Annotated in this window: 14 protein-coding genes; 12 read left to right on the forward strand and 2 right to left on the reverse strand. The window is 35.2% G+C overall.

All coding sequences use genetic code 11. From position 1 onward, the window contains the following. Positions 1 to 175 precede the first annotated feature (175 nt). The 9 genes from EO244_RS12695 (at position 176) to EO244_RS12730 (ending at position 12,026) form a co-directional block, all read left to right on the forward strand. Entirely contained in the window at positions 176 to 3,715 is a 3,540-nt protein-coding gene (locus tag EO244_RS12695; protein ID WP_164977490.1) for a SusC/RagA family TonB-linked outer membrane protein, read from the forward strand. A gap of 23 nt (positions 3,716 to 3,738) precedes the next feature. Next, positions 3,739 to 5,247 (forward strand): RagB/SusD family nutrient uptake outer membrane protein, encoded by a 1,509-nt coding sequence (locus tag EO244_RS12700; RefSeq protein ID WP_129255060.1) that lies wholly within the window; start codon positions 3,739 to 3,741, stop codon positions 5,245 to 5,247. Continuing rightward, positions 5,248 to 6,213 carry a hypothetical protein gene (locus EO244_RS12705; protein WP_129255061.1) on the forward strand — a complete coding sequence of 322 codons (966 nt, stop codon included), beginning with the start codon at positions 5,248 to 5,250 and terminating at the stop codon, positions 6,211 to 6,213. It begins immediately after the preceding gene. Between the two features lie 131 nt (positions 6,214 to 6,344). Further along, a complete protein-coding gene (locus EO244_RS12710; RefSeq protein WP_129255062.1) occupies positions 6,345 to 7,439 on the forward strand; it encodes a TlpA disulfide reductase family protein in 1,095 nt (364 codons plus the stop codon). 85 nt (positions 7,440 to 7,524) lie between these two features. Further along, a complete protein-coding gene (locus EO244_RS12715) occupies positions 7,525 to 8,415 on the forward strand; it encodes a S1 family peptidase (RefSeq protein WP_129255063.1) in 891 nt (296 codons plus the stop codon). 99 nt (positions 8,416 to 8,514) lie between these two features. Then, the gene (locus EO244_RS12720) at positions 8,515 to 9,843 is read left to right on the forward strand and encodes a TlpA family protein disulfide reductase (RefSeq protein WP_129255064.1); all 1,329 of its coding nucleotides are present in this window, start codon (positions 8,515 to 8,517) and stop codon (positions 9,841 to 9,843) included. Beyond that, a complete protein-coding gene (locus EO244_RS17150) occupies positions 9,844 to 9,975 on the forward strand; it encodes a hypothetical protein (RefSeq protein ID WP_262707920.1) in 132 nt (43 codons plus the stop codon). Positions 9,976 to 10,193: 218 nt separating this feature from the next. Next, positions 10,194 to 11,309: a PLP-dependent cysteine synthase family protein gene (locus tag EO244_RS12725; protein WP_129255065.1), complete on the forward strand. Its 1,116-nt coding sequence runs from the start codon at positions 10,194 to 10,196 to the stop codon at positions 11,307 to 11,309. Between the two features lie 261 nt (positions 11,310 to 11,570). Continuing rightward, a complete protein-coding gene (locus tag EO244_RS12730; RefSeq protein ID WP_129255066.1) occupies positions 11,571 to 12,026 on the forward strand; it encodes a DUF4625 domain-containing protein in 456 nt (151 codons plus the stop codon). Positions 12,027 to 12,353: 327 nt separating this feature from the next. On the opposite strand, the gene EO244_RS12735 is transcribed toward EO244_RS12730, so the two are convergent. Both EO244_RS12735 and EO244_RS12740 read right to left on the reverse strand, forming a co-directional pair. After that, positions 12,354 to 15,461 carry an AsmA-like C-terminal region-containing protein gene (locus EO244_RS12735; RefSeq protein WP_129255067.1) on the reverse strand — a complete coding sequence of 1,036 codons (3,108 nt, stop codon included), beginning with the start codon at positions 15,459 to 15,461 and terminating at the stop codon, positions 12,354 to 12,356. A gap of 5 nt (positions 15,462 to 15,466) precedes the next feature. Beyond that, the gene (locus tag EO244_RS12740; protein WP_164977491.1) at positions 15,467 to 15,832 is read right to left on the reverse strand and encodes a lipocalin family protein; all 366 of its coding nucleotides are present in this window, start codon (positions 15,830 to 15,832) and stop codon (positions 15,467 to 15,469) included. A gap of 500 nt (positions 15,833 to 16,332) precedes the next feature. On the opposite strand from EO244_RS12740, the gene EO244_RS12745 reads away from it, so the two are divergent. Genes EO244_RS12745 through EO244_RS12755 form a run of 3 tightly spaced genes read left to right on the forward strand, consistent with a single transcriptional unit; the run spans position 16,333 to position 18,452 of the window. Further along, complete coding sequence (locus EO244_RS12745) at positions 16,333 to 16,647, forward strand: hypothetical protein (protein ID WP_129255069.1); 315 nt, start codon at positions 16,333 to 16,335, stop codon at positions 16,645 to 16,647. Between the two features lie 6 nt (positions 16,648 to 16,653). Beyond that, on the forward strand, positions 16,654 to 17,865 hold the full coding sequence (locus EO244_RS12750; protein ID WP_129255070.1) for a nucleoside 2-deoxyribosyltransferase: 1,212 nt from the start codon (positions 16,654 to 16,656) through the stop codon (positions 17,863 to 17,865). Further along, positions 17,853 to 18,452 (forward strand): 7-cyano-7-deazaguanine synthase, encoded by a 600-nt coding sequence (locus EO244_RS12755; RefSeq protein WP_206734561.1) that lies wholly within the window; start codon positions 17,853 to 17,855, stop codon positions 18,450 to 18,452. Before EO244_RS12750 ends, EO244_RS12755 begins: the two co-directional genes overlap by 13 nt. Positions 18,453 to 18,778 lie beyond the last annotated feature (326 nt).

The following is an 18,778-nucleotide window of genomic DNA, read 5'->3' on the forward strand; positions in this document are numbered from 1 at the left end:
AAAAATCGGGTTTGTGATAACAAACCCGATTTAAGATAATTACTGTAGTCATCTGAAGAGTGGAATCAGTTAGATGAATACAATGTGTAACTATAATCCTAACAAATTTATGAAAATTAACTATGGAATCACTTACTTTTCTCTGAAAAGTAGGTGGGTGAAAACGTTTATGCGTATGAAATTGCTCGCAATGTTGATGCTGGTAGGCATTTTACAGCTATCTGCAAGAGTGAAAGGTCAGAGTGCTGAGGTAGACATTAACATGAATAATGCTAATCTTGTTGAGTTTTTCTCAGAAATAAAAAATCAGACTGATTATGAATTCCTTTACAATCATGATTTAGTTTTGAGCAAAGAAAATGTAAGTATAGAGGTAAAAGAACAAGATTTGAAAGGGCTTTTGCAGGATGTACTTCATGAGCGTAATTTAGATTATCAGCTCGATGATGATGTAATAATCATCTCCGAGCGAGAACTTATTACTCTTTGTTCTGCTCCTATGGTACAGGAGAAGAAAGTGAACGGAAAAGTAACCGATGAAAAAGGACTTCCTTTACCTGGAGTATCTGTGGTGATTAAGGGAACAACTGTAGGTGTTTCGACTGATATTGACGGTAAGTATTCTATAAAAGTGGATAACTCCAAAGCTACTTTAGTTTTTTCTTTTGTGGGAATGAAACCGCAGGAAGTAAACATAAATAATAAAAAAGAACTTAATGTAATTCTTCAGGAGGATCAAAGTAAACTTAGTGAAGTTGTTATTACTGGTTATCAAAACTTAGATGGGAGAAAGAAAACTGCTTCTATTGCTACTGTAGATATGGCTGGTATTAATAGACGAGTTGAGCCATCTGTAGATCAACTACTACAAGGACAAGTTGCTGGTATGACTATAATGAATTCTTCTGGAGCTCCTGGTGCAGTACCTCAAGTTAAAATTCGTGGTACATCTACAATTTCGGGTAACACTCAGCCTCTGTGGGTTGTTGATGGGATAATTTTAGATGATCCTATTAATGTTGATGTTAGTGACATTCTCGGTAATAGAAATTTGATTGCTTCGGGTATTGGTGGTATCAATGTTTCAGATATTCAATCAATCAATGTTTTGAAAGATGCATCTGCTACAGCTTTATACGGTACTCGCGCCGCTAATGGTGTTATTGTTATTACATCCAAAAGTGGTAAGGCCGGAAAAACACAAATTAGATACACCGGGAGTACTACATTGTCAGAGCGACCGCGAATTGAAGATGCTTATATGATGAACTCTCAGCAACGTATGGAAGTTAATCAAGCAATGACCGATGCTGGATATTCTTATATTGACTCAAACGGTAAAGGTGAATATGGTGATGCATCTGATTTCGAGAAATATGTGATTGATCTTCAGGATAAAACGATTACTAATGAAGAGTTTGCCTTAAAGATGAAGACTTTGGAAACAGCTAATACAGATTGGTTCAAGCATTTGTTTAGAAATTCAGTGTCTCAAAACCATAGCTTGAGTATATCAGGAGGTAATGAAAAGACAACATTCTATGTGTCAGGTAGTTATAGTGATCAGCAAGCCACAGCAAAAGGAGTTGGATTAAAGACATATACAGGAAAAGTTAAAGTAAGAACTAAGGTTAGAAAGAATATAAGACTAAATGCCCAGTTGGATTTTAGTTCAAGGGACAATACAAGTTTCTTCTCAGCAGATTCTAGAGAAAACCCATATTCAGCCGCTGTAAATACGACTAGAACGCAGAGGCTATACGATGAAAATGGTGATTATAACTATATGTATATTGATGATCTTAAATTCAATTATTTAGAGAATAGAAAAGAGTCTTGGAGAAATTCAAATTCTTTTAATTTGAAAGGTTTAGTAAGTACCGAATGGGAAATGTTTAAAGATTTCCGTTGGACATCAACATTTAGTTTTTCTAAGGAAAGTACTACCGAAGAGGATGTTGCCAAAGAAAACAGTATTTATGTTAGAACTAGAAAGAAAAATTTTTATAATCCTGAATTTGAACTCTTGTGGATTGATGGTGGCTTTTTACAAGGAAAGAATACAAACAGACATTCAAAGACAATAAGGAATCAAATTTCTTATAACCCAGTTATTGATGATGTGCATGAAGTTAATGTTATGTTGGGAACTGAGGTTAACACGACCGATTATCTTGGTAATACTAATACTGTACATGGTTACACACACGATCGAGGACAACAATTGACTCCACAATGGGATTTTATTAAGGATAATGGAATGCCTTACTGGTACAAATCTGCTAACAAGACTGCAAGTATTTCTTATTATGGAGTATTAGGATATACTTACAAGGAAAAGTATACTTTAAACTTCAATGCAAGGAGAGATGGATCTAATAGGTTTGGAGTTAATAGCAACGATATATTTAAACCTTTATGGTCTGCTGGTTTTAATTATCAAATGAAAAAGGAACACTTTCTTGAAGATGTACAATGGTTATCCTATCTAACATTGAGAGGGTCGTATGGAGTTCAGGGGAATGTTTCAGCACAAGCTTATTCTAAAATAATTACAAGTATTTCTCCATACAACAAGCTGAAAGAGCAAACCCAATTACGAATTAGGGCTCCCAAGAATCAGAATTTAAAGTGGGAGCAGAATTACTCTAGTAATTTGGCTCTAGAGTTTGGTTTATTCGATAGAAGAATAAGAGGAACTTTCGAATATTATTATAAGAAAGGAGAAGATTTGTTAGGAAATAAACAAGTATCTCAAATAATCGGGTTCCCTAGTATGACTGTGAACTGGGCTTCAATGGAAAATTCTGGTTTGGAAGGAAGTTTATATGTGAAACTAATAGATAAAAAAGATTTTGATTGGTCGATAAATATTAATGCAGGCTGGAATAAAAATAAAGTCTTAGATGTTTATGCAAACCCTGACTATAGAAATATCACAAATCCAGTAAGAGATTCGTATGGTAATTCGGCAGTAATTGGGAAGCCTATTTCTGGCCTTTACTCGTTTCGTTTTGCGGGTTTAAATAACGAAGGTAATCCTACCTTTTATACAGGGAAGTTTGATGCTGAAGGAAATGAATTAACAGCTTTAAAAAGTATTGTTGATACTGATGCATTAAAATATGAAGGACCAATGGCTCCCACAATTCAAGGAGGCTTTAATACGACTGTTTCTTATAAGAACCTTAGCTTATCTTGTTTGTTAATAGGTAGTTTTGGCAATGTAATCAGAATGAGGGAAATTCAAAGCAGTTATGCTGATGGATTCACCTTCCCTAACCCTGAAAGAAATTTACCTAGAGAATGGGTGAATCGTTGGAGAAAGCCTGGTGACGAAGAATTTACCAACATTCCTAAATTTCAACATTTAAGATCAAATGACGATTTAAATGGTAAACCATCTAATACATATATGTACAATAATTCTGATTTAAGAACTGTTAAAGGGGATTTTGTTCGCTTGCAAAGCTTGTCTGTTTCGTATAACCTGTTTACGGATAAGCTAAGGGAAATGGGAATTCAAAATATACAATTCAGTCTGATTGGCAATAATCTTCACGTTTGGAAAAACTCGAAACTCAAAGGGCAAGATCCTGAAGCTAACGAGGGATTATCTAATTACTCAAGACCTCAACGTGGGAAACTTTCTTTTGGGAATACTTATTTACCTGTTCCAAGAAGCTATTCTTTCTCAGTTAATGTTAGTTTTTAATTCGAACACATAAATCATTTAATATGAAATACATAAAAAAGATATTATTTGTAAGTGTACTGTATTTGTCACTTACTTCATGCGAACATTTGCTGGATATAGATCCTGTAAATAGCATGGTGCCTACAACGGTTAGCGATTTTGAGCAGGTACTTTTGAGTGGTTATATTGACAGCGAATTCTTTATGAGGACAGAATTGTCAACTGATAATGTTGAGTTGAATTTTAATTCATCATCCGAACTAAGTGATGACTATAGTTTATGGTTCACATGGGCTGAGTCTCATCAGGCAGATGGCGAGATAGAAGATAGGATTTGGGGAGAGTTGTATAGATCAATATATAATGCAAATTCAGTAATTGACGAGCTTGACTTACTGGAGGTTTTACCTGAGGAAGAAGAACTGCTTGAAATTGTAAAAGGAGAAGCGCATGCCGTTCGTGCACTAGCATACTTTTATTTGGCAAACTTTTATGCTGAGCCCTATTCTAAGGAGAAAGAAAGCATGGTTTGTGTCCCTTTGATAACAACTGCTAATAATCTTACCACAAGGATTCAGAACAATACGCGTGAAAGTATTGGCGTAATATGGAAGCTAATTGTTTCCGATTTAGAATTATCTTCTAACTTACTGTTTGGAAAACCTTTTGAATCTAAATTCCGTTTTAATTATTATTCAGTAGAGGCTTTAAAGTCTAGAGTGCATTTGTTTATGGGAGAATACGATAAAGCGATAAGCTCTGCTGATGCCGTAATAGACAAATATAAACTTTGGGATATGAATAAAATGCCTGAGTATGCCGAGAATAAAGAAGAAACGATAGGATCTTTGATTAATTATAAAAATGGTTTTATTAACACTGATTACAATAAAGAAATTTTGTTTTATTGGTGTTCAAATGGCGGGAGTGCAGGAGCTAGAGCTAATATATTTTATTATTCTGAAGCTATCCAGAAACCTTCTGATGAATTGATCGATTCATATTATATGTTGAAAGATGCATCTAATCCAGAGAGTGATACGATTTTAGACTATAGGAAGTATATTTACCTCGTTAATGTGGATAAAACAGATCCTAAATGGAAAGAAAAGGGGACTAAAACGTATAAAATGTATGCAAGTCAAGGTGACAATGTAACAGCTTATATTGGTTTAAAATTAGGAGAAGTAATATTGAATAGAGCGGAAGCTTATGCTCGAAAAGGTCTAAAAACTGAAGCGCTTGATGATGTGAAATTACTAATGAAAAATCGAATTCTAGATGCTGATTTTCCTGTATATGAAGATCTTATAAATGCAGAGGAAGATGTGCTTGGGAGAGTATTGTTGGAAAGAAGAAAGGAAACTGCTTTTGATGGAGGTTTAAGATGGTTGGATATTAGAAGGTTAGTGGATAGGAGAACAGAGTTAGTTCATACTGACAAAGAGCAGAATAAATATGTACTGAAAGTTGACGACCCTCGTTATGTGTTGCAGATTCCACGTTCAGAGCAGAAATTTAGCCCAAATATGGAGTTGAATCCAAGATAATTGTTTGAGAAATTACTTGTTTTAGAAAAATATAAAATTATGAAACAAAAATTTAGTTATTTATTGATAATAGTGTTTTTTAGCTTATGTCTCATTTCTTGCGAAAAGGAAGATGATATACTTCCAACTGAAGATATAGCTATAGAACAACTTTTTAAACCGTCTGTAGATGCACATCCAATGGAAGTCGCACTATACGATAAGTATAATGTTTGGGTACGTACTACTTTCGAAAAAGAAACAGATGTTACTAATTCACCTCTTTATAAGGATATTGGACTAAAGACTATTGTAGCAGTTGATGATGAGTATATTGAGAGTGCTTATAAATATTATTCGACTTTATTAGAAAATTTACCTCCTTCTTTCTGTAAATTGTATTTACCCTCTGAAATATTTTTAGTGAAAGAAGCTTCAGGGTATTATGGTGTACAACTTAATGTAAATATTGGACGAAGTCGGTTTGTATCTATGTGGCCTAACTCGAGTCCAAGAGTGCCGTGGATATCAAGAGAGGAAATTGATTTGGAGGATTATGACGATCATTATTATAAAGATAAAGATCTTGCTTCTGATGTTTGGAGTAAACTTGTAGATATTAGCGGACAGTTGCTTGATCACTCTATGGATATAGAAAATGCTGGTTGGCCTTATTCTAAAACATATAGAGAAGAGTATTTTAAATTACCTTGGAGTGAAAGAGGGCCTTTACGTAAAAAAATCGAAGATGAGGGGGGCTTTATTTCTTGGTCAGGAAGTTTGTCTTTTGAGACTGATATAGCTGGGTGGATGAAATTAATCATACTTAATTCATATGATACTATTAAGAGTCAGCATTTAGATAAATCTGAAGCTAAGACTAAAAAGTACAAAGCGGTTATAAAGTATTTCAACGATTTGGGTTGGGATATTCAGGCTACTGGTAACAAGTATGAGGAATTGAATAACTTACATGGTAATAATTAGTAACTTTTAAAGAGTTACTATTGAGTCTGCCTTTATAAGGCAGACTCCTTTTTTTCTACACCGGTAAAATTGCTGGTGAGGGATTTAGGTCCTAAATATTTACTAGAAGTAGATCATCAAAATATAAAATTATGAACTATATTAAAATTTTTACAGTAGCATGCTGCATATTATTATTTTCCTGCTCTTTGTCGGAAAATAAAGGCTATAAAATTACCGGAAAAACAACCTATTCTGGTAAAGTTTATTTGAACGATACTCAAGGGTATCAAATGATTCCAATAGATTCTGTGGAGATCATGAATGGAGAATTTGTTTTTACAGGTAAAACAGAAACTTGCGAACACTGTTTTTTAACTTTTGAAAATCAAAAAGGAGCTTTTGGTTTCTTTCTTTCCAATGAGGAGATTGATCTTACAATTTCTGAGAAGCACCCTTACTTCAGTAAGGTTACAAAGTCGCCTATGAACATGGAGTATCAAGTTTTTACAACTGAGATGAATGACTTAATGGAAAAGCAATCAGCAGAAAGACGTAAATACTATAATGAACAGAATAAGTCAAAGCAGGATTCCTTATTGAAGATCTTACAAGGATATGGTACAAGGCAAAAAGATTTAGTTAAGTCTACTTTTGAAAATAATATTGAGAAAACTTATGCTGTAGCTATCTTGGCTCAATACATGAAGAATTCCTACACCCCAATACAATTGGATTCTATTATCAAGAAAATGCCTGCTTCGTCCTTAAACAACAAAATGGCAAAACAACTGATATCGGAAATTGAAGCAACAAAACGATCTTCCGAAGGCCAAGTTTTTATCAATATTGAACAGAAATCTCCCGATGGAAATCTGATTAGCTTGAAAGATATTGTAGCTAATAACAAATGTGTGTTGATCGATTTCTGGGCTTCATGGTGTAGTCCTTGTATTGCTTCTATGCCCGAATTTAAAAAGTTATATAAGGAATATAAAGATAAAGGCTTTGAAATTTATGCTGTTTCCATTGACGACAAAAAGGAGAATTGGCTAAAAGCAATTAAAAACCATGAGCTTTCCTGGATTCATGTTTCAGACCTAAAGGGGTGGAATACTCAAGCGAAAACAGATTATGCGGTAAAAGGTGTGCCAACGACTGTTCTAATCAATAGGGATGGGATTATAGTAGCAAAAAACCGACATGGTAAAGAGTTGGAAGATAAGATTATTGAGTGCTTAAGATAGTGTTAGCGAATTTGTTTATTCCGGATCATTTTCTTTAATGGAATTTAAATACGGTAGCCTATGTAGGCTGCAATAAAATATTAATATGACTTATACAATAAAACAAACTTTAATAATATTCACCATTTGTGTTTTTGCTTTTGTTTGTAAAGGTGAAAATACGAATGATAATTTAACTGGTACGTCCAAGAATACGAAGTTGAATCGAGAGAATTACATAAAGGATAACTATTATATCAATAGCTTAAAGATTAAGATTGCTGAATTTTCTGCTGATAGTAGTACAACTTCGATTAATGAACTCATAAGTCAACTCGAGCGGAAGCAGTGTAAAATTAAATTGAGTACAGAGAAATCAAAAACACCCTTCAACTACGATAAGATGAAGCAAAGTGTATTGGCAATAGGAGAATTGTATAAGTGTAAAAACTGTCCCGCAGGACATATATCTTCAGCTACAGCTTTTGTTATTTCAGAAGATGGTCTTTGTGTCTCCAACTACCATGTTTTTGATGTCTTGTCAGAACAGAAGGCAAGTGTAATGGGCTTGGGAGCAATTAATTTTGAGGGAAAAGTATTCAAAATTACAGAAGTTCTGGCTGCAAATAAAATTAATGATGTATTGATTTTTAAGATTGATACCGAGGGACGGAAGTTAACACCACTACCTTTAAATCAATTGGCATCCATAGGCGATAAGGTTAAGGTTATTTCACACCCTAAGCGAAAATTTTATGCTTATTCAGAAGGAATTGTTACGAGAAAACATATTCCCTCTGAGACAAATTCGCCTCGTTATACCATATCTGCAGATTATGCTCAAGGCTCTAGTGGTGGACCTGTATTTGATAAAAATGGAAATGTGATAGGGGTAATTGAGTCTACTTTATCTTTATATTCTAGTGATAATCACATACAAATGGTAATGAAAGATATTATTCCGATTCAATGTGTTCTTGATTTAATCTCAGAATAGAAATACAGTGGTATAAAGTATGAAAATCTGAACAATGTTATAGGAGTTGTTTTATGCGCACTTCTGGTGATTATTGGAAGTGATAATTTTAAAAAAAACATGTATAAAATTATAGTTGTCATTTGTCTTTCTCTAACGATTCTATCTTGTGATTCTGAGGATAAGACAGTGTATTTAAAGGGGAAATTGGAAAATTTCGGGGATGAGGTTTTCATGTCAAAAGAAACTCCGGATGGGATTTTCTTAAAAGAAGGGATTATTCTTAAACCCAATGCCCAAAATAGGTTTGAAATAAGTTTTGAGTTAGACAAACCAAGCTACTACAGGTTAGGACGCAATACTCTTTATCTATCGCCGGGTGATAATCTGGAAGTTTACTGTGATTATCATGATCCTAAGGCTGCAAAATTTACAGGAAGTGGATCGGATGCCTGCTATTATCTTTGTGCAAAACCTTTTCCTAAAGGAGGGTCGTTTTTAGAGGCTGGAAAGATGATTGTGGGTGATCCGGATTTAGCGGAAGTTTTAAAACGATTGGATGATAAGGTGAAAAAAAGGTTGTTGGAATTAGACAAGACCCCGAATCTTAGTGATTTGTTCAAAAAGTTGGAGCGGGGAAGAGTGATGTTTGATGCGGCTAATACTTTGTTTTCTTATGCAGGATATGCTTCATGGATAAAGAAACTTTCGGAAGAAGATGCGAAAGTATTGCAGAAGAATGCAGATGATTTTTTCCAAAATGCCATTAAGGATTATCTGATAGGAGGTGGAGATGTTGATTTTCTGCAATTAGATGTATATCGCGACATATGTTCTTCTTGTGTTAAGATATTAGGTGTTGAGAATGTCGATCAGGATGTTGTGGATTATTTGGAAACCAAGAGTTTGCTTGGTCAGTTGTTAAGTAGCGGACCAGTAGCTGAGCTTGTAGATCAGAAATTAAAAACCATTGATAAAATAAAAAATGACAGATACAAAGCGGTTATAGAAAAAGCTTTTCAGAAATATGATTCGTTGTTACCCGGACAAAAGGCGCCAGAATTAACATTTCAAACCAAAGAAGGAAAAGTTGTTAAATTGTCTGATTATAAAGGTAAAATGGTCGTGATTGATATTTGGGCCACTTGGTGTGGTCCTTGTGTTAAAGAATCTCCTTATTTTGAGAAATTGGCCGAAAGACACAAAGATTATAACATAGAGTTTCTTGCCATTAGTATTGATTCCAATAAAAAAGTATGGGAGAGATATTTGGAAAAGCATCCTAAGACGACCAAGCAATTCATCACCAATAGAACTGCATTTGCACCTTATTTAATTCATGGAATTCCACGTTTTATGGTATTCGATAGTAAAGGACTAATTGTAGATGCATTTGCAGCTCGTCCATCCAGTATGGAATTGGATGAGTTGATTCGAAGCAAACTGTAAGTGATTGAAATAAAAGGATTGAGCCTGTCGGTAAAGATTGTTGGAACATTTGTTTTTCAGTCGTGCTCGGATGAAAGTGGTCAGTGTGTGATGGGGAACGACGAGTTTGATTTGACTTACCCAGGCAAATAAATCAAATTCCTTTAAGATATAAGCCATCCTTCGGGGTGGCCTTTTTTTTAGGTCTATGGTTTAGAATTGTTGGGTTCCGAGAATTTTTATGAGGAGGAAATGTGTATTTTTTAATTTTTCATTCACCCATTTTGATATTTTAGGGGTCTTATAAGTATATTAAGATATCTTTATCTTCAATATAATTTGTATTATGAAACCTAAACCCGAATTAGAATATGAAAAATGAAATCTCTTGTAAAAGAATCAATGGATTGTCTTCATTAGTAGGCAATACGCCATTGTTGGCTATTGAATTTGAATATAAAAACAGCATCAGAACCATTTATGCTAAAGCAGAGTATTTGAATATGACGGGTAGTATTAAAGACCGCATGGCCTTTCATATTATTCAAAAAGCTTACACTCTGGGCAAACTTAAAGAGGGGGATCGAATTATTGAAGCCACTAGTGGAAATACAGGAATTGCATTTTCGGGTATTGGTCGGGCAATGGGACATCCTGTAACGATATTTATGCCGGATTGGATGAGCCAGGAAAGAATTAATCTAATGAAAAGTTATGGGGCCGATATTCGTTTGGTTAGCAAAGAAGAAGGCGGTTTCCTGGGCAGTATCGAGATGGCTAATAATTTGGCTGCTGAAGATGAAAAAACATTTTTACCCTTGCAGTTCTCTAATGGCGATAATTGTGAAGCACATTACAACACAACAGCTCCTGAATTATGGTGGCAACTACAATACCGAAATCTGACTCCTGATGCTTTTGTTGCAGGTGTTGGTACAGGTGGAACTGTTATGGGAGTAGGGCAATATTTAAAGGAACAAAATCCGCAAATTAAAGTTCACCCCTTAGAGCCTTCGAATTCACCGACTATGTCAACCGGACATAAAGTGGGTAAGCATAGAATTCAGGGAATTTCAGACGAGTTTATTCCCTCAATTGTAAAGTTGGATCAACTGGACGATATTGTGAGTGTTGATGATGGCGATGCGATTATTATGGCTCAAAAGTTATCATCAATGTTGGGGCTTGGTGTGGGCATCTCATCCGGAGCAAACTTTTTAGGAGCTCTGAAAATTCAGGACGAATTAGGTCCTGATTCTGTTGTGGTGACCGTGTTTGCAGATGACAATAAAAAATACTTAAGTACTGACTTGATGAGAGATGAACCCGTAAAAGAGGCGTTTATGGCACCGGAGGTTGACTTGAAAAAGTTCAGAGCATTTAAGCGCGTTTGCCACACTTGCTGTGATCCTTTGGATTGTGTTGAATCCACATTTGAAACAAGTTACGAAATGGTTAAATTGCCCAATTGTCCAAGACGAAATTAATTTAAAGATGATTTAACTTGAATTTAAACGTTTGGTAAGTATGTTAAAAAAGGAAGTTTGTATTTTTGATATTGCAGGTTTTATTAGAGATTAAAATCTTTAATTGTTTTTTTTTCTTTATCAAATTTTACAAGCCTTTAATATAGGGAAAGCAAACATTTCGTGGAGCGGGACAAAGAGATGCCAGGTTTTCATTTTTGTGAGGCAAGGGATTGTTTATTTTTAGATTTTTATAAAATAGTTAGTCACTAATTTTAATTTATGAAACACTTAACCCCATTAAAAAAAAGTGCTTTTCTTTTAGTTTTGCTTCCGATATTTGGTTTTGTAAATATCCCTAAGCAGAATATCGATAAGCTTTCGCCCAAAATTGAATTGAATAGTCCTGGTGAACGTTTAGAAGTTGTACGAGGTGGGCATATGCAAATTAAAGCTTTTTTGCAAGATGATCAGGAGCTTGATTCGTACCGCTTGATGATTACCAAAGGCGGCATTGATTCGTATCAATTTGCTGACGCATTCTCGAGCTACCATCAAAAGGATGCTCATGGTAATGCCTTACCTATAATTAGTGGTTCGAAAACTCAGCTTTTAGACTTTTACATTAAAGTTGATGCGAATGCTATTGTTGGGGATTATTGTCTGACTTTATTTCTGAAAGATAAGGCGGGAAATGAACAAAAAGTTGAACGATTCTTTAATGTTTGTTGTTATTAAAAAAAAGAAGTTGTAAAACGCCAAGTTTCCTTAGTGTATAACTTTCTGGGGGGCAGTGCAATACAGAGGTGTTTTTTTTGTTCACCTAAGTTTAGAAATAGAATTTGGAGTTGAAATCAGTATAGATCAAACCAATACAGGTTATCGGCCGGCTTTTTTTCGAAAGAGCTGGCCTTTTAATTTGTGAGATAGCTCATCATACTAAGCTCAGTCGAAGCAAAAACTTAAGATTAAACTCTACATGTTAATATCAGAATATGAAAAAAAAAGTCTGCAAGCCTCTGTGAGTTTTGCAGACTTTATGATTCAGTTTAAAAGAGTGATAATCTATTCAATTGGTTTGACATTCTCCTTAAGCGATTCTGAAATCAGTTTCTTCAAACGTAAGGTTTGCGCCTCCAGTGCACCTTGTTTTTTCGGATTGTACAGATGTTTATACTGACAAGGAACAAGCTTATATTTCAAATCGTCCACGCTGCCGCTGATATTGAGTCCTAATCTCACGGGCAGTGGCGTATCGGTGACCGATATGTGGTAGTTAAAGCGATTATCCATGGTATGACGTCCTGAAATAACAGCTTTATAATTGTCCATCACAATCAGGAAAGGGTATAAATCAATTTCATCCTTAAAGAGCGTCATCTCAACACTCAGGCTATCGATTACATTCTCTGTTTTTTTCTTAAACATCAGTTTATTGGCAATCATGTCGAATGTTTCGGTATCCATCAGGGTGAGTTCCTGTCCCTGAAAAGCCGCCGCCCCCCGAATGGTAGATTGTTTAAGAGAATAATCGCTCTTCAGATAGGTTTCTCCGGCCAAATGGAACTCGCCTTTCCCCTTGAATGATTTCAGCATGGGAACGATGGTGTCAACCGAAGGAATCAGTTCAATAAGCTCAGCAACATCAATATCTAAAAGATGAAAGTCGATGCCGCTAAAAAGGTGGTTTTTTCTGTCGGAACGGTAGATGGCCGTCAACTGCATATTGGCAGCCTTGCTTGTAAAACCCATTTGGTCCAGAACAAGGGTCCCATCCTTAACACTTAGCCCTCCTTTAATGTTTTCGATGATATTATCATTGACGATGGTCTGATCAATACTGGTATTTAATCGAATTTCAACCCCTTTGGGAACCATAAAAGGATCATCTTCGGCTGCAGGGGCCTCATTGCTCACCAGGCTCGTATCCTGACTTCCCATACCGTTAAAAATATCCATCAGTTCATAAACATTGGTGTGTTTAGAAACCAAATTAAATTCCCCTTTAAGCAAGGCTTGCTCCTTAAGGTAGTTCGAAATGTCGGTTAGCTGGCCGCTAAGGCTAAAGTCGGAATCCCCCAAAATCAAATCGGCTTTCTCAATCAGCATGCTGTCGGGATTAAGCGTAAACGCTATGTTTGGAATTTGCCCCTTCAGCTGTTTTCCCAAGTCGTAAATGGCATCAGAGAAACGGATGGCCACCTCGGGCTGCCATTTCAGCATAACATTATTTTGCGAGTCGTCGTATTTCAAATTGGTTTTGGCATACAGCTCTTTGGCATCGAACAGAGTCGAGTCTTTGCTGGCGATAATCATCTCCTGACTATTCAGTGTAGAACGAATCTGAGCAATCTCGTGTTTGGCTTTAAGTTCCGGCGCATAGTCCAATTGTCCCTGGGCATGACTGGCTCTAAGCGATAAGGTGTCGAGGGTAGCACAAAGGCTGCCAAATTTAAACTGACAGGACGATAGGGGAGCAGAAAGGCCTTTTGTCGGTTGGTTGATGTCGAGAGTAAGCTCGAGATTCTCCGTTACCGCACCCATTGTTGGCGACATGCTGATATCAAATATGGGGGCATCAAGTTTGATATTGGCAAACTTAAGTTTCTTGTCAGCTCTGTTTTGGCTGGGTAGGTTCAGCTTAATGTTTGCAGAAGGCAGCTTCACTTTGATACTATCCGCATAACTGGCATAAAAATCCCGGGTATCGAAATCGCCTGTTAAAAAAATACGGTGATAGGCCTCCTGATCCAAATCCGACTGAGAGAATCGGGCATGCAGATTACCATTAAGCAAACCCCGAACATTGATGTTTTGATCTTTAGGGATAAATGCTTTGAAATCGGCTAATTTAAAATCACCCTTCGAATAGATATCGTAGACCGGGCTTTCCAACATGTTTGAAATTTCCCCTTTTACAGAAACACGGCTCTGCGCTATTTGGGCAGAACTGCTGTTTATGGTCAGAGACGAATTCTGATTTTTATTCAGATCCACTTTGGTCGACATGGATAATTGAATGTCCGTCACAGTAGGATAGCCGGCGTATTTAATTTCGCCCTTATCATATTTTATATTGGCATTGATAAGGGGCAGACTCGTGTCAGACAAAAGCCCTTTGACTGATCCTGAAACCTGTGCATCGCCTTTAGCTGTCAGATCGTTTAGAGGGGCGGAATAGGCTTTAGGAACCAGAGCGATGAGTTTCTCAAGATTCAGTGTATTACTCGAGTATTTGATGTCAGTTGACAAGTCATAATTTTTAAGGAGCTTGACCAAACCACTAAATAAGACTTCATGCTCATTGTTGACAATGAGTTTCCCCTCTTTAAAATTATAGCTGTTTTCGGATAGTTTGGCATTAAAAGGCAAATGGGTATCCAGTTTCATCTCTGATATAAGGGGATCACCAGCCATAGAAATCGTCATGCCCTGACAAAGCAGTTTTACATCGGAATGGAACAGGTTTTGGTCATTTGCCTTTGATTTCATCTTCAGATCACAGTTGCGGGCATGAACATAAAGAGCCATTGAGTCGGATGTTGTAAACAGCAAGCGATTCAATTGCATATCCAAAGCCAAAGACTGATTCGCCTTGTTGTATTGCAAACCGAGCTTGGCATTCAGGTTGCTAATTTCAGCCTTTCTGAATGTTGACGCATCGGTATACCTGGCATTACAGTTCTTAAATTCCACATGACTCATATCCATATCACCCAAGGACGAAGCCTCAGAATCAGCTTCAGTAGAATCGGAATCGCTTTTTAAAATATCGAAATTGGAGTGCCCATGAGAGTCTATTTTGAAATTCAAATAGGCATTTTCAACAAAAAAGGGATCCAGCTTGATGTTGCCGTTCCATAAGTAGGACATCACATTTATCGAGGCAAAACACCTGGGGGTGTAAAGAAGCGTATCCGTTTTCGAAGCATTTGTTTTCTCTGTCAAACAGAGATTCGTAAGCTCAATCCCAAAAAACGGATAGCTACTAAAAAAAGTGGGTTCAATTTTTTCGATTGTCGTGTGGCAGGTCAAATAGGTTTTTGCCTGTTTATTGACGATTGGGCTTAATTTTTCGGGCGTAAAAAGATACCACATACCTATGGCTGCTGTTATTATCAATAGAACAAACAATCCCAGTAAAGCGATTCCAACTTTTTTTAATATCCGCATTTTGACTATTGTTTGCTGAATGATTTTGTTACTCCGAAATCGTCTTCATATTTCATTGTCGTTTCCGTTAAATCTGTAATGGTGTATCTTTTAGGAACTAGACCGCCATTCACAATGATGTGAATTTGCTCCAACTGATCTTTTGTAATTGTCCAGGTAAACTCCTGAGCTTCGGGCTCTGTGACATCATCGGCCGTATCCCAGGTAGCCCCCGATTGGTCGGCGTCGTATCTTTCGAATAAGGTGCCACTCTTCCATTTCCCAATAATCAATGACTCATCAAAACTGGGTTGCGTTTCGTCTTTAGTACACGAGGTGGTGAAAAGCGCTGTTAAACTAAGGCTTAAAAGGATTAATCTGAATCGTTTCATTGGTTTATAATTTTTTCTATTTGTTTTAGATGGAACAGCCCCTTCGCAACTAATCATTCTCGTATATGAGTTTAGAATGCTTGACGGGTGGGCGTTTCATCTGGTTTAATTTGTTTCTGGCTTAATATAAACCCCAAAAATACGACTTTATTGTAGTAAATGGATGAAACATGATTCGATAATTATGAAATATTGAATGCTGTTTTCCTCAATAGGTTGATTCATAGAATTCGGACTGCTATAAACAAGTTTTCCTTTGATTCTCGTCCCTAAGCTTAGGGATGTTCGACGGGGTGGTGCATTCTTATTCAGATTCACAAAATAAACTTCTTTAGTTAGCCATAATTATATGGACTTATTCTATTTTATATTAACAGCACACTTTACCTTAACTTAATTTATTGTTTGCTTTTTAAATTTGATAAATTTGGAAGACATGTTATGTGTGTTTAAATATGATTCGATTGATTTAGAACATTATTAATAAAAATATAAAAGTTATGAGTGGTTCATCAGGATCTTATATGCCAATTAAAAGACAAACATTTAATTGTATCTCAGGTTCAATATTTACAGAAATTGCATCTGCGAATTTTGAAGTATTAAAACTATATTCTGTTGGACATATTTTTAATGTAGGACTTCTTAATGGGAAGGTTGTTATTGAAAATAATGATGGTGAGGTGCTTGGAAGTATCATTCATGAAAATTTACAGGAATTAATTGATTGTATACTTGAAGGGAATGAATATTCTGCTAAAATTACAAGTATCTCAAATTATAACTATAAGGTTAAGATTTCATATAAAAACTAATTTTCAATGATAACAGTTGTAGGAGGCACTTACAGAGAATTATGCATAGAACCAAATCATAATGAAATTTATGGGTCAGGTTTAAGAGCAGTTAAATTATTGCTTGAAAATACAGATGATGCTATAAATTTTTATACTTCAGGGAATAGTTTTATTAAATCTCATTTAAGTAATTATTGTAAGGTGTATAATAAACTATCAACGAATGTAATTGATAATGATGTACTTTTTACTTTTAAATATAGTTTTTTCTTAGATAATCCAAATATTTACCCCTCAGTTAACTCTAATGAATCTAAAAATTTAGTAAGAGTTAAGGATAAGAATGTTATTTGTTTTGGTATGTTGGATTCCAACTTCCAAATAGATGCAGAGAAAGTAGTTTTTGATCCTCAATCATCTTGTGCTCCTATTTCGTTTAATGACTCAAGTAATGCAAAAGAATTGGTTTATATTGTTAACTTAAATGAGGCCAAGGTTTTATCTAAAAAAGAACAGTTAGATGATATTTTAGAACATTTTTTTTGCACTGAAAAAGTATTTGCTCTGATAATAAAAAATGGACCATATGGGGCGACTTTATTTGAAAGTAAATCAACAAAATATGAAATACCAGTTTTTAAATCATCAAATGTATTTAAGATTGGATCGGGTGATATTTTTACCACAGTATTTGGATACTACTGGTTATCGGGGCAAATAAATGAGCTTAAAAAATGTGCTGAGAAAGCTTCGAAAATTACGGCTATCTATTGTGAATATGGAGCATATTCTAATCTCTTCAAAGGTTGTGATGTCATGAAACAGCTTAAGAATTTAAAAATAGAACATAGTGAGATTATAGATAAACAAGTTTATTTGGCAGGTCCAATATTTTCTTTATCAAACTTGATATTAATTGATAAAGTTCGCGATTGCTTTATTGACATGGGAATACGTGTCTTTTCTCCTTATCATGATGTTGGAATTGGTGATAGTACAGAAATAGCAAAGAGCGATATAGTTGGCATTGATACTTCAGATATTGTTTTTGCAATAATTGATGGACTAGATTCTGGAACAATGATTGAATTAGGATATGCAATGTCAAAAGGAAAAAAGATAGTAGGGTATAATAAGAATGAGAATGTGGATTCATTATTAATGTTAAGTCCAGCAAATTGTGTCTTTCATAGAGATTTAACGTCAGCAATTTATCATACCATATGGAACATATAAAGAAAGCTATATTATTATCTGGTGGAATGGATTCTATTTGTTTAGCATATTTTTTGAAGCCTGATATTGCCTACACAATTGATTATGGGCAAGTATGTTCTGATCGAGAGATACTTATTTCTCAAAAAATATGTAGGATTTTAGAGATAGAGCATAAAATTATACGAGTTGATTGTAATTCACTCGGGAGTGGAATATTAGCAAATAGAAAGTCAATTGATAATTCGCCATCTGATGAATGGTGGCCTTATAGGAATCAATTACTAGTAACCTTATCCTTAATGAGAGCCATTAAAGATGATATAAAAGAAATCCACCTCGCATCTGTGAAAAGTGATAAATTTCATAAGGATGGGACAGATAAGTTTTATAAAATAATAAATGAATTGTCTTCGTATCAAGAGGGAAATATTGCTGTTAAGTGCGAAACATTAGAATACTATACACATGAATTAGTAGAAAAATATAAGGTGCCGATAGATTTGTTATTAATGGCTCATTCTTGTCATATTTCCAATATAGCTTGTGGGTTTTGTCCAGGGTGTTTGAAGCAACTTAAAGTTAAACAAGAATTAAATATAAGTTGATTAGTTAGTGTGATATAGTATAGTTTTTTTATTCGAGACATTATTAATAATGGAATATCATAGTCTTTGTGAATAATTTTTGTATAATTCGATCCACTTTAATAAACAGTAGCAATTGAAAATTAAGGGTTGAACTATAATTATAGTTTGGTTAGTTTAAAGGGAATAGACTATATGTCAGAGATGATTTGATCTAAATAAATTAATATATGTCAAGCTGACAGTTGTTAGTTCAATTAAAGAAATTTTGGCTAGTAACAATGTCTTGGTATAATTTATGATAAGATTGTTATAAATTATAGCCGGGACAAAACCGGCAGATACGT

It is taken from the genome of Ancylomarina salipaludis (assembly GCF_004122035.1).
Classification (GTDB): domain Bacteria; phylum Bacteroidota; class Bacteroidia; order Bacteroidales; family Marinifilaceae; genus Ancylomarina; species Ancylomarina salipaludis.